Origin of the sequence: Clavibacter michiganensis (assembly GCF_016907085.1) — a bacterium.
Taxonomy (GTDB): domain Bacteria; phylum Actinomycetota; class Actinomycetes; order Actinomycetales; family Microbacteriaceae; genus Clavibacter; species Clavibacter michiganensis_O.
In genome coordinates this window covers 1544103-1563827 of the sequence record NZ_JAFBBJ010000001.1, presented here as the reverse complement: position 1 = coordinate 1563827, position 19725 = coordinate 1544103, and the positions used below count along the sequence as shown (strand labels likewise).

At 74.6% G+C, this 19725-nt stretch carries 18 protein-coding genes; 3 read left to right on the top strand and 15 right to left on the bottom strand.

The window, feature by feature from the left end; translation table 11 throughout:
* Positions 1-58: 58 nt before the first annotated feature.
* Positions 59-2650, bottom strand: coding sequence for a polynucleotide kinase-phosphatase (locus tag JOE38_RS07155; protein WP_204575514.1), 2592 nt, complete (start codon positions 2648-2650; stop codon positions 59-61).
* Complete coding sequence (locus JOE38_RS07150) at positions 2647-4050, bottom strand: 3' terminal RNA ribose 2'-O-methyltransferase Hen1 (protein WP_204575513.1); 1404 nt, start codon at positions 4048-4050, stop codon at positions 2647-2649. Before JOE38_RS07150 ends, JOE38_RS07155 begins: the two co-directional genes overlap by 4 nt.
* Positions 4051-4201: 151 nt before the next feature.
* Between JOE38_RS07150 and JOE38_RS07145 the strand changes: the two genes are divergently transcribed.
* Complete coding sequence (locus JOE38_RS07145) at positions 4202-4654, top strand: DUF3021 domain-containing protein (RefSeq protein WP_204575512.1); 453 nt, start codon at positions 4202-4204, stop codon at positions 4652-4654.
* 16 nt (positions 4655-4670) lie between these two features.
* Here JOE38_RS07145 and JOE38_RS07140 read toward each other — a convergent pair whose 3' ends face one another.
* From JOE38_RS07140 to JOE38_RS07130, 3 genes are all read right to left on the bottom strand, one after another.
* Complete coding sequence (locus JOE38_RS07140; RefSeq protein ID WP_204575511.1) at positions 4671-5183, bottom strand: GNAT family N-acetyltransferase; 513 nt, start codon at positions 5181-5183, stop codon at positions 4671-4673.
* Positions 5184-5259: 76 nt separating this feature from the next.
* Positions 5260-5868, bottom strand: coding sequence for an NAD(P)H-dependent oxidoreductase (locus tag JOE38_RS07135; protein WP_204575510.1), 609 nt, complete (start codon positions 5866-5868; stop codon positions 5260-5262).
* Positions 5869-5902: 34 nt separating this feature from the next.
* Complete coding sequence (locus JOE38_RS07130; protein ID WP_204575509.1) at positions 5903-7354, bottom strand: dihydrolipoyl dehydrogenase family protein; 1452 nt, start codon at positions 7352-7354, stop codon at positions 5903-5905.
* A gap of 143 nt (positions 7355-7497) precedes the next feature.
* Here JOE38_RS07130 and JOE38_RS07125 point away from each other — a divergent pair, with 143 nt between their 5' ends.
* Together JOE38_RS07125 and JOE38_RS07120 are read left to right on the top strand one after the other, a co-directional pair.
* Entirely contained in the window at positions 7498-8064 is a 567-nt protein-coding gene (locus tag JOE38_RS07125) for a TetR/AcrR family transcriptional regulator (RefSeq protein WP_204575508.1), read from the top strand.
* Complete coding sequence (locus tag JOE38_RS07120) at positions 8061-8714, top strand: MBL fold metallo-hydrolase (protein ID WP_204575507.1); 654 nt, start codon at positions 8061-8063, stop codon at positions 8712-8714. Before JOE38_RS07125 ends, JOE38_RS07120 begins: the two co-directional genes overlap by 4 nt.
* A 9-nt stretch (positions 8715-8723) precedes the next feature.
* On the opposite strand, the gene JOE38_RS07115 is transcribed toward JOE38_RS07120, so the two are convergent.
* From JOE38_RS07115 to sbnA, 10 genes are all read right to left on the bottom strand, one after another.
* A complete protein-coding gene (locus tag JOE38_RS07115; protein ID WP_204575506.1) occupies positions 8724-9974 on the bottom strand; it encodes a condensation domain-containing protein in 1251 nt (416 codons plus the stop codon).
* Positions 9971-11326: an MFS transporter gene (locus tag JOE38_RS07110; protein ID WP_204575505.1), complete on the bottom strand. Its 1356-nt coding sequence runs from the start codon at positions 11324-11326 to the stop codon at positions 9971-9973. Before JOE38_RS07110 ends, JOE38_RS07115 begins: the two co-directional genes overlap by 4 nt.
* On the bottom strand, positions 11319-12602 hold the full coding sequence (locus JOE38_RS07105; protein ID WP_204575504.1) for an ATP-grasp domain-containing protein: 1284 nt from the start codon (positions 12600-12602) through the stop codon (positions 11319-11321). Before JOE38_RS07105 ends, JOE38_RS07110 begins: the two co-directional genes overlap by 8 nt.
* A complete protein-coding gene (locus JOE38_RS07100; protein ID WP_204575503.1) occupies positions 12599-13831 on the bottom strand; it encodes an ATP-grasp domain-containing protein in 1233 nt (410 codons plus the stop codon). Before JOE38_RS07100 ends, JOE38_RS07105 begins: the two co-directional genes overlap by 4 nt.
* 100 nt (positions 13832-13931) lie before the next feature.
* A complete protein-coding gene (locus tag JOE38_RS07095; protein ID WP_204575502.1) occupies positions 13932-14567 on the bottom strand; it encodes a dTMP kinase in 636 nt (211 codons plus the stop codon).
* The gene (locus tag JOE38_RS07090; RefSeq protein WP_204575501.1) at positions 14564-14848 is read right to left on the bottom strand and encodes a phosphopantetheine-binding protein; all 285 of its coding nucleotides are present in this window, start codon (positions 14846-14848) and stop codon (positions 14564-14566) included. The genes JOE38_RS07095 and JOE38_RS07090 overlap by 4 nt, the downstream gene beginning before the upstream one ends.
* An 11-nt stretch (positions 14849-14859) precedes the next feature.
* Positions 14860-16023: a nucleotidyltransferase family protein gene (locus JOE38_RS07085; protein WP_204575500.1), complete on the bottom strand. Its 1164-nt coding sequence runs from the start codon at positions 16021-16023 to the stop codon at positions 14860-14862.
* A complete protein-coding gene (locus JOE38_RS07080; protein ID WP_204575499.1) occupies positions 16007-17626 on the bottom strand; it encodes an amino acid adenylation domain-containing protein in 1620 nt (539 codons plus the stop codon). Before JOE38_RS07080 ends, JOE38_RS07085 begins: the two co-directional genes overlap by 17 nt.
* Positions 17623-18651 (bottom strand): 2,3-diaminopropionate biosynthesis protein SbnB, encoded by a 1029-nt coding sequence (sbnB, locus tag JOE38_RS07075; RefSeq protein WP_204575498.1) that lies wholly within the window; start codon positions 18649-18651, stop codon positions 17623-17625. Before sbnB ends, JOE38_RS07080 begins: the two co-directional genes overlap by 4 nt.
* On the bottom strand, positions 18648-19631 hold the full coding sequence (gene sbnA / locus JOE38_RS07070; protein WP_204575497.1) for a 2,3-diaminopropionate biosynthesis protein SbnA: 984 nt from the start codon (positions 19629-19631) through the stop codon (positions 18648-18650). Before sbnA ends, sbnB begins: the two co-directional genes overlap by 4 nt.
* Between the last annotated feature and the right edge of the window lie 94 nt (positions 19632-19725).

Sequence of the window (19725 nt, the reverse complement as noted above, 5' to 3'; positions counted from 1 at the left end):
CCGCGAGGCTAGCCGCGGGCGCGCCGCGCGGCCCCCGAGCGTCCACACGGGCTCGCGATCACAGCCGCGGATCCACCGGCTCGGACTCCATCGCCAGCACGGCGAAGACCGCCTGGTGCACGCGCCACGTCGGCTCGCCCGCGACGAAGCGCTCGACCGCCTCCACGCCGAGCGCGTACTCGCGGAGCGCCATCGACCGCTTGTGCCCGACGTCGCGGTCGCGGAGGCGGTGGAGGTTCGCGGGCTCCGTGTAGTCGGGGCCGTAGACGATCCGCAGGTACTCGCGGCCGCGCACCTTGATGCCCGGCTGCGCGAGCGCCTTCCGCCCGCGGACGAGACCGGCGACGGGCTTCACGACCATGCCCTCGCCGCCCGCGTCCGTCAGCTCCTGCCACCAGCGCGTCGCGGCCGCCTCCGCCTCCGGCGAAGCGAGGTCGACCTCGCGGGAGCGCGTGGGGATCACGAGGCCCGGATCCGCGTCCGCCAGCCGCCCGGCCAGCGCCAGGTGCCACGCGTGCTCGCGCGCCAGGTGCGTCGCGCCCTCGGTGGCGAGGAGCTGGAACGGGGCGAGGCGCACGTCGTCTAGGCCGTCGTAGGGCGCGGCGTGGCGCCGGTACGCGGCGACGTACGCCTCGGCGTCGGCGGCCCGGGCGCGCGTGCGCTCGAGGAGGTCGGCGACGTCGATGCCGTTCGCAGCCGCCTGCTCGAGCGTGCGGACGGCGGCGGGCAACGCGGCGGTCGCCGCGGCGCCGACGGACGCGTACTGGTCGCGGATCAGCGGTCCGGCCTTCGCCGACCACGGCAGCAGCTCGGCGTCGAGCAGGATCCACGACGTGTCGAGCTCCGCCCACAGCCCGGCCGAATCCACCGCGGCGTCCAGCCGGGCGAGCAGCGCGTCCGTGTCGTCGGCGCCGAAGAACGGGCGGCCGGTGCGCGTGTGCACGACGCCGCGCCAGCCCCCGGGCGCGCCGAAGCGGGCCGGGTCGCGGGTGAGGAGCACGACCGCGCGGGATCCCATGTGCTTCTCCTCGCAGATCACCCGCTCGAGCCCGTCGCGCCGGTACGCCTCGAACGCCTCGGCCGGGTGCTCGAGCACGTCGTCACGGGGCGAGGTCGCGGGCGGGCTCATCGTCGGCGGCAGGTAGAGGAGGTGCCGCGGGTCGACGGCGAAGCGGCTCATGGTCTCGAGGGCGCCGGCGGCGGCGTCCTCGCGGATCCCGACCCGGCCGAAGGCCCGCGTCTCCACGACCTGCTTGCCGAGCACGTCGTCGATGCGGAGCAGGCCGGGGGCGCGCGCGTCGTCCGCGACGGATCCCGATCCGGACGCGGCGGCGGACGAGGCGTACCGGCGGCCGAGCGGCACGGCCGGCTCCGACCACACCCGCTCGGCGGGCACGGCGACGACCTCGCGCTCGGGCCAGCGGAGGGCGGTGAGCTCGCCGCCGAAGACGCATCCGGTGTCGAGGCACATGGTGCCGTTGACCCACTCGGTCCCGACCCCGGCGACGTGCCCGTAGAGGACCGTCGCGGATCCGCGGTAGTCGAGCGCCCAGTCGCGGCGCACGGGCAGGCCGCGCTCGTCGGTCTCGCCGATCGTGGCGTCGCCCCAGAGCGCGAACGCGCGCACGCGGCCGGACGCGCGGCCCTGGTACGCCTCGATCAGGCCGGCGTGCGCGACGACGAGGTCGCCGCCGTCGAGCACGAGGTGCGAGACGAGCTCGCGGCAGAACCGCTCGACGTCGACGCGGAACGCCTCGTCCTCCTCGGCGAGCTGCGCCAGCGACTCGGCCAGGCCGTACGCGACCCGCACCTTCTTCCCCTGCAGCGCCTTCACGAGCTTGTCCTCGTGGTTGCCGGGCACCGCGAACGCATGGCCGGCGCGCACCATGCCCATCGCGAGGCGGAGCACCCCCGGGGTGTCGGGTCCGCGGTCCACGAGGTCGCCGAGGAACACGACGCGGCGGCCTTCCGGGTGCGCGGCGTCGACCGGTCGGCCCCGCTCGTCGCGCCGGATCTCGTAGCCCAGCTCCCCGAGCAGCGTCTCGAGCTCCGCGCGGCAGCCGTGCACGTCGCCGATCGCGTCGAAGGGGCCGCGCTCGTGGCGGAGGTCGTTGAGGAGCGGCGCGACCGTGAAGCGCGCGGCGGCGATCTCGTCCACGCCGCGGAGCACGTGCACCCTGCGGAAGCCCTCGCGGCCGAGGCCCTTCAGCGACCGCTGGAGCTGGTCGTGCTGGCGCTTCACGACGGACGCGCCGAACGTGCGGTCCGTGCGGGCGGCGTTCCGCTCCACGCACACGCCGACCGGCACGTCCAGCACGATCGCGACGGGCAGCACGTCGTGGTCGCGCGCGAGCTGCACGAGGGATCGGCGCGACTCGGGCTGCACGTTCGTGGCGTCGATCACGGTCATCAGCCCCCGGCGGAGGCGGTGCGCGGCGACGTGCCGCAGCGCCTCGAAGGCGGCGGACGTCGCGCTCTGGTCGTTCTCGTCGTTCGAGACGAGGCCGCGGAAGACGTCGCTCGACAGCACCTCGTACGGGCCGAAGTGCGTGCGCGCGAAGGTGGACTTGCCGGATCCGCTCGCGCCGACGAGCAGCACGAGCGACATGCGCGGGATGGGCAGCGGGTCCGGGAGGATCGAGTCGGTCATCGCGTGGCCTTCCGGAACAGGGCGAGCTGGGTGGGGGAGCCGTGGACGGGATCCGCGTCGCCGACGGGCCGGATCTCCACCAGGTAGCCGTGGTGGACGGCCACGCGCTCCGCCCATGCGGCGAACTCCGCCCGGGTCCACTCGAACCGGTGGTCGGGGTGGCGGAGGGCGCCCGTGGCGAGCCCCGGGTAGAGCGCGTTGTGCTCGGCGTTCGGGGTCGTGACGACGACCGCGGCGGGGGAGGCGGATCCGAACACGCTCGCCTCGAGGGCCGCGTGCCGGTCGGGGTCCACGTGCTCGATCACCTCCATCAGCACGATCGCGTCGAGGCCGGCGATGCGCGGGTCCTCGTACGTCGCGGACGACTGCAGCAGCCGGATCCGCTCGCGAACCCGGTCGCCCGCCTCGCGGAGGTCGAGGCGACGGGCCGCGGCCTCGAGGTCGGACGCGGAGACGTCGGTGCCGATGATCGTCGTGAACGCGGGATCGGCCACCAGGTGCCGCAGCAGCGCGCCGGATCCGCAGCCCACGTCCGCGACCGTGCGGGCGCCGAGCTCCGTGAGCACGGCGTGCACCGTCTCCGCGCGCAGGCGGGCGAGCGAGGGGGAGCGCGGCGCGAGGACACCCGCATCCGTGGCTGCAGCGGCGTCCGCGGGCCCATCGGATCCCGCGTCGAGCAGCTCGCCCGCCTCGCCCACGAGGTCGCGCTGGTGCGCGAGGTAGCGGCGCGTGATGAGGTCGCGCGCCGGGTGGTCGGCCAGCCAGCCGTCGCCGGCGCGGAGCAGCTTGCCCACCTCGTCCTCGGAGACCCAGTAGTGCTTGCCGTCGTCGAGCACGGGCAGCAGCACGTAGAGGTGGCGCAGCGCGTCGGCGAGGCGGACCTCGCCGGTGAGCAGGAGGTCGACGTACGGGGAGTCGCCCCAGCCGGGGCGCGCGGGATCCAGCGGCACGGGCGTCGCCTCCACCTGCCAGCCGAGCGGCGCGAACAGGTCGCGCACGAGGTCGGCGCCACCGCGCGCGGGGAGGGCCGCGACCGTGATTCGGAGGGGCAGGGTGCCCGCCGCCAGCTCCGGGAACGTGTCGCTGCGGCCGCCCATCGCCGTGCGGAACACGTGCCCGAGCGCGACCGCGAGCATCGACGACGACGCGTAGGGCCGGTCGTTCACGTAGTGCGCGATGCTCGACGCACCTGAGCTCCGGAAGCGCGTGGAGCGGACGAGCGCGATCGGGTCCACCTCCAGCAGCAGCGCCACGGTGCACCGCTCGTCGGTCGCCTCCGGGTAGAGGACGTGCGCGGTGCCGACGGCGAGGTCGAAGGACTGCGCCTTGGCCGGGTGCTTGCGGAGCAGATGGCTGAGGTCCGACGCCGAGGGCGCCGTCGAGGTGAGGGTGATGAGCACGGCGGACTCCCTGGTGGGCTGATGCGACCCGGTGCGGAGGCCGAGACCCACCGTAGCGATCGCGCGATCCCCGCGGGCATGCGCGACACGGCGCCCTCACCGGGGGTTCCGTCCCTGCGCGGCCCGTGGTCGACTGGTCGCGGGAGGCTCCATGCGACGAGCACGAGCACGAGAGGTCGCGTCGCCGACGCCCGATCCCGCGGCCGTGCCCCGCCCGCGCCTGCTCCTCCGCGCCGCGCTCCTCGGCGGGATCCCGCTGGTCGCCATGTCGGCGATCGGCGCGCACCTGCTCGCCTCCGGCCAGACCGCCGACGGCCGCTCCACCCTCGCGGTCGGCGTGATCGTCGCCGCGACCGCCGCCGGCTCGCTCCTCTACCAGGTTGACCGCTGGAGCCTCACCCGGCAGTCCATCACGCACTTCGCGCTCATGCTCGTGACGGTCCTCCCGGCGCTCCTCCTCAGCGGCTGGTTCCCCGTGGACACGGCGGGCGGCGTGCTCGCGGTCGTCGGGATCTTCCTCGCCACGGGCCTCGTGCTCTGGACGACGCTGTACCTCGTGATGACCGCGGCCGAGCGGCGGCGGACGGCGCGCGCCTCCGCGTGATCCCGGCGCCCGCGCCTCAGAGGCGCACGACGCGGTACGTCTCGTCGACCGCGAACCCGGCGCGCGCGTAGAGGCTCATCGCGCGGGCGCTGGAGTGCACGCGGACGTACCGGCAGCCCCGCGCCCGGGCGTGATCCAGCAGCGCCGCCACGAGCCGCGCGCCCGTCCCGGATCCGCGCAGCGCCGGCAGGACGTAGACGGACTGGACGTCGCCGGCGACCCGGCTCAGGTCGTCCGGCGTCGGCGGGCGATCCGTGAGGGCGAGCCAGGCCATGCCCACCACCTCGCCGTCCGCCTCCGCGACGATGCACCGGTGCGTGTCGGGGTGCGCCGCGGCGAATGCGGTGGTCGCCGCGACGTAGCCGGCCTCGTCGGTCGCGGGTGCCGTGCCGGACTCCTCGACGCTCCACCGCCAGCGCAGCTCCGCGACCCGCCGCATGTCCTCGGCGCGGGCGGGGCGGATCCTGACGGCGGGGTGCGCGGCTTGCGTCGAGGTCTCGTCGTGCGGCGGGGTGGGCGACTCGCTCATGGCACGACGGTAGGCGGTGCCGGTCGTCCGGCGCGGGCACCGTCCCGCACGTCAGCCGTCGTCATCTCCCCGCGCGTCACGCAGCCGTGATCGCCGCGACGACCTCGGCGACGGCGCGCTCCACCTCGCCGCCCACGGCGTCGCGGTCGCCCGACTCGGAGTCGTGCACGAACGCCAGGGCGCCGTGGCGCGCGCCGCAGTAGTCGATGATCCCGTGGCCGATCTGCGTCTGGAACGCGGACAGGTAGCCGTGCCGGGCGAACGACGCGCGGCCGAAGCCGGCGACGGGCAGGAGGTGCACGGTGAGGCGCTCGAGGTGCGTGTGCACGCGCCCGTCGTCGTCGATGTCGAAGGCCCAGCCGCCGATGAAGGTGCGGTCGATCCAGCCCTTGAGCAGCGCGGGCATCGACCACCACCACACGGGGAAGACGAGCACGACGTGGTCCACGGCGTCGAGGCGCGCCTGCTCGGCGACGACGTCCGCGGGCGCGGGGGCGTCGCCGGAGTACGCGCCCCGGTCGGCAATGCCGAACACCGGGTCGAAGCCCTCTTGCGCGAGGTGCGCCGTCGTGACGCCGGATGCGCCGGGGCCGTCGGACGCTTCGAGCGCGGCCTCCAGTCGGCGGGCGACCTCATGGGTGAGGGAGTCGGGATCGGGGTGGGCCGTGACGATGAGCGCGGTCATGCGTCCATCCGACCACGCCCGCCCGGGCGTCGCCTCAGTCGAGCTCGCCCGCCCGGTCGTCCTCCTGGAGCAGCCGCCGGGCGGCGATCCCGATGATCGCGCTGTATGTCGGGTACGCGAAGCGCACGTGCGCGAGCGTGGACACGTCGACGCCCGCGGCCATCGCGGTGGTGACCGACTGGATCACCTCGACCGCGTTCTCGCCCACGGCGTGCGCCCCGAGGATCAGCTCGCGACGGCGGTCGGCGATGAGGAGGAGGAATCCGGCCTCCCGGTCGTCGATCACGGCGCGGTCGACCTCGGCGAACGGCACCCGCGCGATCACGCACGCGCCGTCGCGCTCGCGCGCCTCCGCCTGGGTGAGGCCGACGCCCGCGTAATCGGGGTCGGTGAAGCCGCCGGCCGGGAGGAGCTGCAGCGGGATCCGCCGGTTGACCCCGAGCACCGCGTTCTCGGCCGCCGCCTCGCCCTCGGACTGCGCCGCCTGCACGAGCATGTCCTTGCCGTTGGCGTCGCCCACCGCGAGGATGTGCGGCACGCGCGTGCGGAGGTAGCGGTCGACGGGGATCGCCGAGCGCTCCACCTCGACGCCGGCGCTCTCGAGCCCCAGGTCGTCGACGTCGGCGGGCCAGCCGGTGGCCATGATCACGGCGTCGAAGCTGGAGGACTGCGGGCGGTCGCCGTCGCGCCAGAGCAGGGTGATGGATCCGTCGCCCGTCTTCGTGAGGCCCGTCACCGTGTCGATGCCGGTGCGCACGCGCACGCCCTGCGCGGTGAACGCGTCGGCGACGGCCTCGGAGATCGCCTCGTCGGACGCGGTGAGCACGCGGGGCGCGACATCGAGCAGCGTGACCTCGGACCCGAACGAGCGGAACACCGTGACGAGCTGCGCGCCCGTGTTGCCCGCGCCGATGACGGCGAGGCGGCGGGGGATCCCCGGCAGCGCGAGCACGTCCTCGGGCACGGTCGCGAGCTCGGCGCCGGGCACGGGCAGGCGCTTCGAGTGGCCGCCGACGCACACGATGATCGCGCCCGCGGTGACCCGCCTGCCGCTGTCGAGCACGAGCGTGCGGTCGTCGACGAAGCGCGCCCGGCCCTCGTGGATCAGCGTCACGCCCGCCGCCTCGAACCGCGCGGCCTCGTCCTTGAGCGAGCGCACGCGGTCGACCTGCGCGTGCACGCGCGCGACGATCGACGGCCAGTGCGGCGTCGGCTCGCCCACGCCGATCCCGTTCTCGCCCGCGGAGCGCACCTCGCGCACGAGCCGCGCGGTCTTCGCGAGCACGCGCGTGGGCACGCATCCGGTGTTGACGCACGTGCCGCCGACGCGGCCGGCCTCCAGCACCACGACGGACGCGCCCAGCTCGGCGGCGCGCAGGGCGGCGGCGGTGCCCGCGGGTCCGGCGCCGATGACGGCGACGTCGTAGCGCGCCGGGGCGCCATCGGCTGCAGTGGCGTCCTCGGTCGCGGTCGCGTTCTCGGGCATGGGGTCCTCCGATCGGCGCCGGCCCTCGGGCGGAGCCGTCACGGCGCCTCCTGCGAGGCTACCGACGCCCGCCTCCCGCGCGGTCCCCGCATCGCGTCCCGGCTCCCGTTGACGCCATACCTTGAGGTAGGTATGGTGGCGGCATGACGACGACAACAGATCCCGCACCCCGCACCCGACTCATCTCGGCAGCCCAGGAGCTCTTCTGGGACAACGGCATCAGCGCCACCTCCCCCCGCGACGTCATGGACTCCAGCGGCGTCACGCAGGGGAGCCTCTACCACCACTTCCCCGCCAAGCGCGACCTCGCCCGGGCGGCGGTGACCGAGTCCATCTCGACGAGCCTGCGTTCGGCCGTCGACCAGCTCCGCGGCGACGGCGAGGCGCACGAGCGCCTCGTCGCGTACCTCGTCCGTGATCGCGCGGCCACCCGCGGCTGCCGCATCGGCCGGCTCACGGCGGACCCCGCCGTCGATGCCGATCCGGAGCTCTCGGCGGCGATCTCCGGGTACTTCACGGAGCTCGTCGGACTCGTGCGCGACGTGCTCGTCGAGCGCGGCGCGGGGGACCGCGCCGGCGACCTGGCGTACGCCGCGGTCGCCGTGGTGCAGGGCGGCTACGTGCTCGCGAAGGCCACCCGGGACGACGAGGCCATGCGCGCTGCTGTCCGCGGCTTCGTCGCCCTGCTCGAGGCGGGGCCGGCCGCATGACCCGATCGCTGACGCTGACGAAGCACGGGCACTCCTCCTTCAGCGTCGGCGACGGCGAGGCCTCCGTGCTGTTCGACCCCGGCTCGTTGACCGAGGAGATCACGGTCCGCGGCGAGCTGGCGGCCATCGTCATCACGCACGACCATCCCGATCACTGGACCCCGGAGTGGCTCGACCGCGTCCGCTCGTCGGGCCCTGCCCCGGTCGTCTACACGACGGCCGCCGTCGCCGAGCGCATCGGGACGGACGGCGTCGTCGTCGTGGAGAGCGACCGGGCCGTCGAGGCGGGGCCGTTCACGCTCGCGTTCACCCGGACGACCCACGCCCGCGTGCACGCGTCCGTGCCCGCCCCGGAGAACCTCGGGTGCCTCGTGGAAGGCGTCCTCTACTACGGCGGCGACGCGTTCGTCCTGCCCGCGGGTGTCGAGCCGGAGGTCCTCGCCGTGCCCCTCGCGGCGCCGTGGATGAAGCTCGGCGAGGCGATCGACTACGTGCTCGCCGCGGCGCCGCGCCGCACGTTCCCCGTGCACGACCGCGTGCTCTCCGCTGCGGGACGCGATCTCGCGATCGGACGGATCGAGTGGGCGACCGGCCAGCGGCCGGGCGCGGTGCTGCTCGATCCGGCCGACGGCAGCACGATCGCGCTGTGACGACCGGCCTCAGGAGCGGCTGAGGGCCATCAGCTGCTCCCGCATGCCGAGCAGCTGCGCCTCGGCCCACGACCGCCATCCCGGTTCGTCGGCCACGCGGAAGCTGAGGACCAGCTCGTCTCCCGCCAGGGCGCGGAGGTAGGCCCGGGGGCCCACGGTGATCCCGACGTGATCCACCCTGATCTCGCCCGGTGGCCCGGCCGAGGGGGAGGTGCCCGCGGGCACGTCGATGTGGTTGAACGACAGCGCGTCGTCCATGTCCGCCGTGCTCAGCCCGCGGCTGCGGAGCACCTCGCGGAGGCCGTCGACGTCGTAGATGCCGTGTCGGAGGCCCGCCGCCGCGGCAGCCGCCGCGGACAGGGCCGCGGCTCTCGGGTCCTGGCCGGATCCGGGCAGGGTCGCGGGGACCCACTCGTTCATCGTGGTGACGCACCGCCGCCGCTCGGCGGAGATCCGGTTCGAGACCATGATGCGCACGAAGAGCCCCGCGTCGTCGGTCGAGGCGCGGCGGGCCAGGGCCGACAGCACGGCGGCCATCGGCGACGCCCGCGGCGGCAGGCCGGCCGCGAGCTCCTCCCGCCGCACCCCCGTCGCCATCTCGACATGGCTCAGCGGGACGTCGGCGGACGGGGGGAGCCCGTCACGACGCCCGGGCCGGTCGAGCGATTCCGCCCAGTGCCGGAGGGCGGCGTCGGCCCGGCGCCGGCCGATCGGGCTCGTCTCGGCCGCGACCAGGGTCAGCGGGGCCACTCCTGGCGCGATCTCGCCGTGCCGGAGCAGCCGTCCGAGGTCGTCCCGCATGAGGTCGAGCCCGTGTCCGTCGGCTATCAGGTGGTGCACGACGAGGACGACCGAGGCGTCGTCCCCCGGGGCGATCAGACCCACCCGCCAGCCGATCCCGCGCGTCAGGTCGAAGGGCCGGGCGGCGTAGGCGTCGACCTCCTCCGGCATGAGGACCTCGAGCTCGACGTCGATCTCGGCGGGTCGAGCGACGTGCTGGCTCGGCGGGTCGGTGAACGAGAAGGTCGTCCGCAGACCGGCGTGGCTGAGCTGCAGCCGCGCCGCCGCATCCCGGAGACCGCTCGCCGTGACGCGTCCGCCGGGTCGCCAGCGCCGCACCAGATTGGCCTCGTGCCACCGTCCGCGCGCGAGCCCCTCGATGTCCCGCCACAGCGAGAGCTGCCCGTGGGTCAGCGGCCCGGCTCCGACGGGCTCCGCGGAGCCGTCCCCGTCGGGCGGGCGTGGCGCGGTGCCCGTCATCGATCCGTCCGCCCGCGGTCCGACGTCTCCGTCTCCGCCGACGTCTCCGCCTCCGCCGGCGCCTGGGCTTCGGCTCCGGTCCCCGCGTCCGCGCGGCCGGGGATCGCCTTCGCCGCCGTGAGCGCGAACACGACCCACCCCGCGACGAAGAGGCCGACGACCACGAAGATCGCCATCCGGACGCCGATGGTCTGCCCCAGCGCTCCGCCGACGAGAGCCCCCACGGGGAGCATGCCGAAGGCGACGGTCCGGAATGCCGCGCTCACGCGTCCGAGGAGCGCCGTCGGGGTCCGCTCCTGACGCAGCGCGACGCTGAACACGTTGAACACGGTCTGGCCGAGCCCGTAGCCGTTGAAGGCGACGATGATCGAGACGACCGCCACGATGCCGCCCGAGCCGTTCAGCGGGATGAGCAGCGGCGAGATCGCCGTCAGGCCCATCGTCGCGACGAAGGTCGCGCGGGTGCCGAAGCGGTCGCCGAGCCGTCGGGCCACGACCGCGCCGAGGGTCGCCCCCACGCTGCCGAGGCCGATCGACAGGCCGAGCAGGGCCGGATCCAGCCCCAGGTCCTTCGCGCCGTAGATGAGGAACAGCGTCAGCAGGGCCTGCTCGCAGAAGTTGAACCACGCGCCGGACAGCATCATCGCGCGGATCGGCAGGTCGGCCCACACGAAGCGGAATCCCCGGGTGAGCTGCACGAGGAACCCCTCGCCCGCGACGGGCCGCTCCAGCGGCGGCTCGTGCCCGCGGATCGACGCGAAGAGGAACGCGGCGACGAGGTAGGCGGCCATGTTCCAGCCGAACGCGGCCACGGGCGTCAGGACAGTCAGCAGCACGCCCCCCGACGCGGTGCCGAGCACCTGGGTCGACGAGTAGGTCGCCTGGAGCCGGGCGTTGGCGTCCACGAGCTGATCGCGGCGGACGACCGTCGGCATGTACGAGTGCCAGGCGACGTCGAACACGGCGGTGATCGACCCGAGGAGGAAGGCGACGAGGCACCAGCTCCAGACGGAGAGGGCACCGGTCGCCACGAGCACCGCGGCGCCGCCGAGGAGGGCCGCGCGCGTGATGTTGGCCCACACCAGCACCGGACGCCGGCGGATGCGGTCGAGCCAGTACCCGGCGATCACGGTCATGAACAGCACCGGGAGGTACTGGGACGCGGAGATCAGCCCGAGCTCGAACGGGGACGCCTGGAGCGTGAGGACCGCCACGAGGGGGAAGACCAGCTGGCCCGCGAACGACCCGGTGAGGGAGACCGCCTGGCCCGCCCAGAGCCGGAGGAAGTCGCGGTTGGAGCGGAGGGGCGAGCCGGGGTCGGCCGGGGCGCCGGGAGCGACCGCGTCAGGCATGCGCCGTCACCTCCGATCCCGTCGTCTCGATGACGCAGCTGGCGGCCGCGGATGCGGCGAGCGCGAGGGCGCGCTCCGTCGTCGCCGCGGCGCAGAAGACGTATCCGGCGTGCGCGAGCGAGCCCAGCGGGCCCGTCGAGGTGTCGCCGACCGCGATCTCCATCACCACGTCGACGACGCCGGGCAGCGCGCGCAGCTCCTCGACGGGCGTCATGGCCGTGACGATGCCCGTGGGCGCGGGGATGCTGACCCACGCCGTCGACTGCTCGGCCTCCTCGACCGCGAGCGGCGTCGTGATGCCCTCCACGAGGTCGGCCGCCTGGGCGACGACGTCGATGCCGTGCTGGAGGGCCATGATCCTCGGCGTCTGCGCTCCGCCGGGACGCGCGCCGATCTCGCCCAGCAGCCACGTGCCGTCCCGGAGCCGGAACACCTCGGCGTGCGCGAAGCCGTCGCGGAGGCCGAGCGCGTCGGCGGCGGATCGGGTGATGTCCCGCACGCGGCGGGCGTCCTCGGACGACGAGCCGATGTGGGCGGCACCGACCCTGTCGCCGGCCTCCAGGAGCGGCGCGGAGTAGCGGAAGGGCAGGCAGTACACCTCCTCGCCGCCGCGTCGCAGGAGCTCGCACTGGAACTCGACGTCGACGTCGACGCAGGCCTCCGTGAGGAAGCCCCGCGGGGAGGAGCCGAGCGGCCCGAGCCCGTCCGTCGCGGACAGCGCGGGGTGCCGGGTCCCGATCGACGGCGCCCGGCGCAGGACCCCGTCCGCCTGCAGCTGCGCGAGATGCCCGGGATCGCGGATCACGTGCGTGCTGATGGCGCTGAAGCCGGAGCGCGGCTTGACGAGGAGCGGCCAGCCGAGACGCGCGGCGACGTCCGGGAGGTCGTCGACCGCGTGGACGACCTCCCCCTCCGCCACCGCGACGCCGTGGGCGCGCAGCCGCGCCTTCATGACGGCCTTGTCCGTGAACGCCACCGCGTCGTCGAAGCCGAGCCCGGGGAGGCCGAGGACCGCCCGCAGGAAGGCGGCCGCGCGCAGGCAGCGCTCGTCGGTCGTCGCGACGGCCACGACACCCTGCCGCTCGAGATCGGCGGCGAGGCGGGCGAGCTCCGTGTAGTCGTCCCAGCGGTCGACGCCCCGGACGGCGCAGTCCGGCCGCGCACGCTCGTGCACGACGGCGCGGGGGACCAGCACGATGACCGCTCGCCCGCGGGCCGCGAGCTCCCGCTCCAGGGAGGTGCTGAGGGTCGAGAGGACGACGATCGGGCCGCTCATCGGGCGACCGCCGCGGAGCCCATGGTGATGCGGGTGCCCGCGGCGGCGATGCGGGCGCGCTCCCGCACGGTCTCGGCGTCGTCCCCCGTGAGCACCGCGAAGCCGAGGCGCGCCATGAAGACGTCGGGCGGCAGCCCCATCCGGTCGCCGTGGGCGCGGACCCACACGCAGCGCTCGACCCAGGGCTCGTCCGCCCAGGAGCCCACGCGGTGCTCGACGAAGGTCCCGGCCTCCGGTGGCGTGAAGAAGTGGATCCCCGCCGCCCGGGAGATCACGGGAGCCCGGGGGACCTCGACCCCCGTGGCGACGCAGGCGGCGGCGAGCGACAGGTCCACGCCGGTGGCGAGGTGCACCAGGTGCGGGATCAGGTCCCCGCCGAGCCGGCCGTTCACCTCGATGATCCGGGGCCCGCTCCCGTCGATCCGCACCTCCACGTGGCTGACGCCGACACGCACGCCGAGGGCGTCGAGCGCGCGGCGCGCCACGTCCGCCGCCTCATCGGCCCAGCCGCTCGCGCGGTCCGCCGCGTCCACGACGTGCCCCAGCTCCTCGAAGTAGGGCGGGCTGCCGACCTGCTTCCGCGTGATCGCCACGACGTCGGTGGCGCCGTCCGCCGTGACGCACTCGAGGCTGAACTCGTCGCCCGTCAGGTACTCCTCGACGAGGACACCGGGACGCGCGATGACCGTGGCCATCACCGCGCCGTCGGCGAGCTCCCACGCGGACCGCATCCCGTCCGGGTGGTCCACCCGCTGCACGCCGATGCTGCCCGCGAGGGAGCGCGGCTTCACGACCACGGGGTAGCCGATCTCCCGGGCGGCGTCGATCGCCTCGTCGACCGTGCGGGTGAGGATCGACCGCGCCGACGGCACCCCGGCCGCGGCGAGGACGCTCCGGGTCCGCCACTTGTCGCGGCACGCCTCGACGACCTCGGGGGCCGGACCGCGCAGGCCGTGCCGGGTCGCGATCCGCGCCACGAGGTCGAGGCGCCGCTCGTCCCACGTCATCACGCCGTCGACCGGCTGCTCCGCGAGCAGCGGATCGAGCGCGTCCAGGGCCTCGTCGAAGGGCGTGACGACCGCGTCGACCACGTGGGGCGACTGCCAGGTCGGTGGGGCGTCGTCGAGGAGCACGACGTCGAAGGCGCGCGCGATGGACTCGAGCGAATAGAGCCGATAGGCCTCGGCGGCGCCGCTGCCGACGACCAGCAGCCTCTTCCGTGTCTGCATCAGATGCTTCCTTCTCGGGGACGGGGACGGGGACGGGGACGGGGGAGGGCGGCCGCCAGCGGGTGGCGACGGGGGACGACGGAGGCGGGTCCGGCCGGCGTCATGCGCGGCCACCCGGCCGGTCGAGGCGCGCGACGATCGCGCGGCGCGCGGCGTCCCGGTCGCCCGAGGCGTCCACGACCGTCCAGCCGTCGCGCTCCGCCCACCCGTCCATGACCTCGAGGATCCGCGTCTGGTGCGCCACGAACGACGCGCGGGAGCAGGAGGGATCCATGCCGCACTCGTAGGGGACGACGTCGCCGTCCTCCTTGCGCGCCCAGGCGACGTCGGGCGTCACGCGGAGGTACACGACCTCGTCCGTCGGGGGGAGCCCGGCGACGACCGACTCGATCCACTCCCGGTCCACCCCGTAGGCGGCCTCGCTCGCGGCGTGCTTCATCCAGTACCCGTCGAGCACCGTGACCGCGCCGGGGACCCGCGGGCGGGCCTCCAGCGCGTAGCCGATGGACCACATGAGGAACAGGAACCGGGAGGCGCCGGGCATCTCCGCGACGCACTGGCGGGTCTCCGCGACCGATGCCTGCATGAACCGGGCCGCGCGATAGCGGGGGTCGCCCACGATGTCCCACCGGTCCACCAGGGTCGCGGTGTCGCCGCGTCCGCGCAGGTGCGCCGTCACCTGCCGGGTCGCCGTCGACTTCCCGGCGCCGTCGGGCCCGACGATGGCGACGATCACGAGAGTGCTCCGTCCGCGTCGGCGATGGCCCGCTCCACGGCGCCCCACAGGGTCAGCGGGGTCGCGAAGGTGGCGGGCGCGAGCGCCTCGTCCGGGAGCTCGACGTCGAAGGCCTCCTCGAGCTGCAGCACCGTCTCCACCGTGGTGAGCGAGTCGAGGCCGAGCCCGCCCAGGTCGGATCCCCAGGTGAGGGGCGGCCCCTCCGGGGTCAGCTCCAGCACGGTGGTGAGCACGGCGAGCAGCCGGGCGGAGCGTTCGACGTCGTCCGGGTGTCCGGTCACTTCATCTCCTGTCATGCGTGGGGAACGGTCGAGGTGGCGGCGGCGGAGGGGCCGGCCGGCGCCTCCGCGAAGAGCCGGTCGGGGAAGGGGATGTCCCACCGCGTGGGGCTCCCGTCGGCGGCGCCGTACTCGTCGAGGTGGGACAGGTCGGCGGGCCGGAGCGCGTCGAGCACGCGCGGCGGGACGCTCCCGGGGTAGAGGGCCTCCGCGAAGGCGAGGGAGTAGTGGATGACCCGGCGCTGGCCGCTCGAGGCGACGCGGCCGAGCACCGTGTCCCAGGCGTCGGCCCCGAGCGCGGAGGCGGATGCGGAGACGTCGAGGAACTTGCTGATCTGCAGATCCACGCCCTGTTCGACGAAGAGCAGGCCCGTGGCCTCCTTGTGCAGATGCGCGCACAGGTCGAGGAGCTCGTCCACGGGTTCGAGCCGCGGCATGGATCCGCCGCCGAGCGGCGTCCTCCCCGCGCGGGCGAGCACCTCGGGCGTGGTGTCGCCGTCGGCGACGTCCTTCTGGAAGAGGGCGTGGCACAGGTCGACGTTGACCACGGGGAGGTCCGGTCGTGCGCCCAGCTTCACGTACGGCAGCTGGTTGGTGAGGTTCGTCCGCCAGAAGATCTGGGTGGCGCGGGAGAACCGCTCGATGCGGTCGCCCTCCCGGGTGATCTTCCCCTGGACGTACCCGAGGTCCTGCAGGGCGGCGTCGGCGGCGGGAGCGTCGTCGCGCGCGATGAGGAAGTCGATGTCGTTGATCCGCCGGGCGCCGATGTCGCCGTAGAGCGCCTGGGCCACGACGAGCCCCTTCCGCATGGCGTGCGCGAGGCCGTGCCGCTCGAACGCGCGCGACACCAGGAGGGCCTCGTCCGCGAGGGCGTGGTTCCTGTCGCGGTTGCCGACGAGGACCGTGGGGTAGACCCAGGCGAACGGGATGCCCTGCGTCCCGTCACCCGTGTCGCCGCGGCTCAGCCCGTGCTCCGCGATGTGCCGACCGACGAGGGGGAGGACCTTGTGCCGCGCGGCCCGCTCCAGGAACACCCCCCATCGCACCGTGCCCTCGTCGATGAGGGCACGGGCCCTCGCGACGTGCTCCGGCTCGAGGCGGATCCTCGACAGGAGGAGCAGCAGTCGTGCTTCGAGATCCGGTCCGCTCCTCGCGGTCCTCTCATCTGACGAGCTCATGGTGGTCGACCTTTCCGTTCGGGGTGTGCGGCAGCTGTTCCCACGCCGTCCAGCGGGTCGGGACCATCGCCGGGGGGAGGGTGCTGGCGAGGTGCTCCTTGAGGGGGCCGAAGTCCCAGGTGCGGCCGGTGAACACGACGTGGGCGGTGACGACCGCGCGTGCGCCCTCCTCGGCCACCGCGACGGCCGCCTCGGCCACGAGGGGGTGGGCCTCGATCGCCAGCTGGATCTCGTCCAGCTCCATGCGGACGCCGGCGAGCTTCACCTGGCGGTCCCGGCGCCCGCGGTACTCGAGCCGACCGTCGTGCCGGACGACGTGATCGCCCGTGCGGTAGAGCCGGCCCGTGGGCGAGCGGGGATCGAGGGTGTCCCGGAAGAACGCCGACAGCGTCGCGGCCGGGTTGCCGACGTAGCCGCGCCCCACGCCGAGGCCGCCGACGAACAGCTCCCCCTGCTCGCCGTCGTCGACGGCCTCCCATCCCGCGTCCGTGGACCGCAGCACGTGGAGGGTCGTGTTCTGGACGGGCACGCCGATGGGGAGCCGCGCCCGGGCGAGGTCCGCGGGCGTGATGCGCGCGTGCGTCACGTCGTCCGAGCACTCCGTGGGACCGAACGCGTTGACGAGGAGCGTGCGCTCGAAGCGCTCCAGGACGGCCGCCGCGAGCGACGGGGAGAGCTCCTCGCCGGTGGAGAGGAGGCAGCGGAGGGGGAGCGGACCGGCCGCCCGCGGATCCCGCCCGGCCACGAGCCACCGGATCACCGAGGGCACGAGCTCCGCGACGGTGACCTCGCCCTCCGTCAACCGCGCGATGATCCGCCGCGGGAACGCGAGGTCGCGGTCCGCGACGATCTCCACGGACGCCCCGGCGAGCAGCGGCGCGAGCATCTGCCAGATGGAGATGTCGAAGCCGATGGGCGCCGTGTACGCGACGACGTCGCCGCGCCGGATCCGGAGCTCGGCGATCTTCGACCACAGGTGGTTCAGCATGCCCCGGCGCTCGACCGTGGCGCCCTTCGGCGCACCCGTCGTCCCCGAGGTGAAGATGACGTAGCTCGCGTCGGTGGAGGAGGGGTGACGCAGCGCCTGACCGGGAGGGTCCGGGATCGGGTCGTCTCGTCGCCCGATGGGGACGGCATCCGCGGGGGGCTGCATCGCGTCGGGGTGACGGAGGACCGTGTGCGCGCGCGCCAGCTCCAGGACGGAACGGGCGCGGGCGTCCGGCCAGGACGTCTCGATCGGGAGGTAGACGGCGGAGATCGCGTCCACGGCCAGCAGGGCGACGATCTGCTCGACGCTGCGCGGCCCGAAGTAGGCGACGACGCTCGACCGGGGCACCTGGAGCGCGCCCAGCTGGGAGATGAGGTGATCCGCCCAGTCCACGAGCTGCGCGTAGCTGACCGTCCGCGCCCCGTCCCGCACGGCGGGGCGATCCGGGTCCTCGCCCGCGATGCGCCGCACCCGGTCGAGCAGGCGCTCGACGTCGACGTCCGCGTGCGGCCCGTGGAGCGCGCTCGCCCGGATCCGCTCGAGCGCGCCCGGGGCGATCGTCAGCTCGGACAGGGACCGCTCGCCGGCCCTCCCGGCGTCGTCGTGTCCGCTCATCTCGTTCCCTTCCCCGCGCTCTCGTGCTCCGTCGAGAAGAAGCCCTCGACGTGGTGGATGCTCGACCCGCCGCGGTCGAGGACGTGCTGGCCGACGGCGATGTCGAGCACGCCCAGCCCGAACGGCGAGACGACGACCGTCGCGTCCGCCGGCGGGACGAGCCGTCCGTCCAGCACCTCGGCGATGGTGCCGTGGACGTGGCTGCGGTCCCCGGTCCGCTGCTCGACGAGATGCACCGAGGTGTCGGCGGTGAGGCAGTGCTCGACGTCGTCGACGATGTTGACCGCGTCGCGGATGACCTCGATGCCGAGGTCGCGGAGCGACACGTGCAGCACGACGGGGTGGTGCGCGAACGCCGCCGTGTCCTCGACGTGCGGGCTCGCGGCGGTGGTGGCGAAGACGACCAGGTCGCTGCGCCGGACGACCTCGGCGGCCGAGGCGGCCTCGGCGGCCGTCCCGTCCGAGTGCTCGGCCGCGAACGCCGCCGCCCGCTCCGGGAGGGCGTCGTGGACGACGATCCGCTGCCCGCCGAGCCCCGCCGCGCGCAGGTACCTGAGCACGTACGAGGCGATGAGCCCGGTGCCCACGATCCCGACCGTCGTGGGCGTCGGGCGGTGCCGGAACAGCGCGCGCGCGGCGGAGGCCGCCGAGGCGGCCGTCCTCGTGGCGCTCACGATGGAGGCCTCCATGCACGCCACGGGGAACCCGGTCGCCGGATCGTTGAGCAGCAGCACGGCGGACGCCCGCGGCAGGCCGCGCGCGTGGTTCGACGGGAAGCTCGAGATCCACTTGATGCCGACGGGCTGCCCCGGCCCGAGCGACGCGGGCAGCGCGATGATCCGCGCGTCCGGTCGATCCGGGAACCGCAGGAACAGCGACCGCGGGTTGACGGTGGTCCCGGACGCGTGCCGGCGGTAGGCCTCCTCGACGAGGCGGATGGTGTCGAGCTCGTGTCCGTCGAGGACGCGTCGCACGGTCGCGGCCGGCACGACGGAGAGGGGGCGAGGATCCTGCGGCGCGGTCATGCCGCACCTCGCTCACGCGCGTCCTCGTGGGACGACCGGCTCGGGAACCGGGCCGCGACCCAGGCGTCGTCGTAGACGCTGTCCAGGTAGCGGTCCCCGAAGTCCGGGGAGATCGCCACGGCCACGCGCGTGCCGCGGGGATCGTGCTCCGCGAGCCAGGCGGCCGCTCCCGCCAGGACCGTCCCGGACGACCCGCCCAGCAGCAGCCCGCCCTCGGCGAGCCGCCGGCACATCGCGACCGTCTCGGACTCGTGGACCATGACCGTGTCGTCGACCAGCCCCGCGCTGAAGTGGGCGGGGACGATGCTCGCCCCCAGGCCGGGGATGTGCCGGACGCCGCCCGCGCCCCCGAAGATGACGGAGCCGATGCTGTCGACGCCGACCAGGGTCACGTGCGGTGCCTCCCGTCGCAGGAGATCGGAGCAGCCGCGGAGCGTGCCGCACGTCCCCGCCCCGACGAACAGCACGTCCAGGTCGGGGACGTCGCGGAGGATCTCCGCCGCGGTCGTGTCACGGTGCGCCTGCCAGTTGCCCGGGTTGGCGTACTGGTCCATCCAGACGAGGCGGGGGTCCTCGGCGCAGCGCCTCCGCACGTACTCGATCCGCGCGCCGAGGAAGCCGCCGGAACCGTCCGGCTCGTCCACCACGACGACCTCCGCGCCGAGGGCGCGGAGCGCGGCGAGCGTCCGGTCGTTGCACCGGGGATCCGTCACGCAGACGAAGGACAGGCCGTGCGAGGCCGCGATGGTCGCGAGCGCGAGTCCCAGGTTGCCGGACGTCGACTCGATGAGCACCGAGTCCGCGTCCACCCGTCCGGCGCGCAGCGCGTCCTCGAACATCCTCGCGGCGCTCTTCATCTTGATCGACCCCGACGGGTTGAAGCCCTCGAGCTTGACCACGAGGCGTCCGGGCGTCACGGACGGCACCTCGACGCAGACGGACGGTGACCGCACGTCGGCCAACGAGTCGTAGACCGTCACGACGGCATCCGCTCGGGTCCGGCCACCGGCGCGCATCGTCGCCGCCGGGCGGTGCGGTCCGCGGGTCCGGCCCCGGTCGTGCGCGCGCGGATCG

Coding starts and splice junctions, on each gene's coding strand:
- sbnB (WP_204575498.1), bottom strand. CDS start 18,651: ATGACCGCGCCGCAGGATCCTCGCCCCCTCTCCGTCGTGCCGGCCGCG.
- JOE38_RS07140 (WP_204575511.1), bottom strand. CDS start 5,183: ATGAGCGAGTCGCCCACCCCGCCGCACGACGAGACCTCGACGCAAGCC.
- JOE38_RS07100 (WP_204575503.1), bottom strand. CDS start 13,831: ATGCAGACACGGAAGAGGCTGCTGGTCGTCGGCAGCGGCGCCGCCGAG.
- JOE38_RS07115 (WP_204575506.1), bottom strand. CDS start 9,974: ATGACGGGCACCGCGCCACGCCCGCCCGACGGGGACGGCTCCGCGGAG.
- JOE38_RS07080 (WP_204575499.1), bottom strand. CDS start 17,626: ATGAGCGGACACGACGACGCCGGGAGGGCCGGCGAGCGGTCCCTGTCC.
- JOE38_RS07135 (WP_204575510.1), bottom strand. CDS start 5,868: ATGACCGCGCTCATCGTCACGGCCCACCCCGATCCCGACTCCCTCACC.
- JOE38_RS07120 (WP_204575507.1), top strand. CDS start 8,061: ATGACCCGATCGCTGACGCTGACGAAGCACGGGCACTCCTCCTTCAGC.
- JOE38_RS07105 (WP_204575504.1), bottom strand. CDS start 12,602: ATGAGCGGCCCGATCGTCGTCCTCTCGACCCTCAGCACCTCCCTGGAG.
- JOE38_RS07125 (WP_204575508.1), top strand. CDS start 7,498: ATGACGACGACAACAGATCCCGCACCCCGCACCCGACTCATCTCGGCA.
- JOE38_RS07110 (WP_204575505.1), bottom strand. CDS start 11,326: ATGCCTGACGCGGTCGCTCCCGGCGCCCCGGCCGACCCCGGCTCGCCC.
- JOE38_RS07155 (WP_204575514.1), bottom strand. CDS start 2,650: ATGACCGACTCGATCCTCCCGGACCCGCTGCCCATCCCGCGCATGTCG.
- JOE38_RS07085 (WP_204575500.1), bottom strand. CDS start 16,023: ATGAGCTCGTCAGATGAGAGGACCGCGAGGAGCGGACCGGATCTCGAA.
- JOE38_RS07145 (WP_204575512.1), top strand. CDS start 4,202: ATGCGACGAGCACGAGCACGAGAGGTCGCGTCGCCGACGCCCGATCCC.
- JOE38_RS07130 (WP_204575509.1), bottom strand. CDS start 7,354: ATGCCCGAGAACGCGACCGCGACCGAGGACGCCACTGCAGCCGATGGC.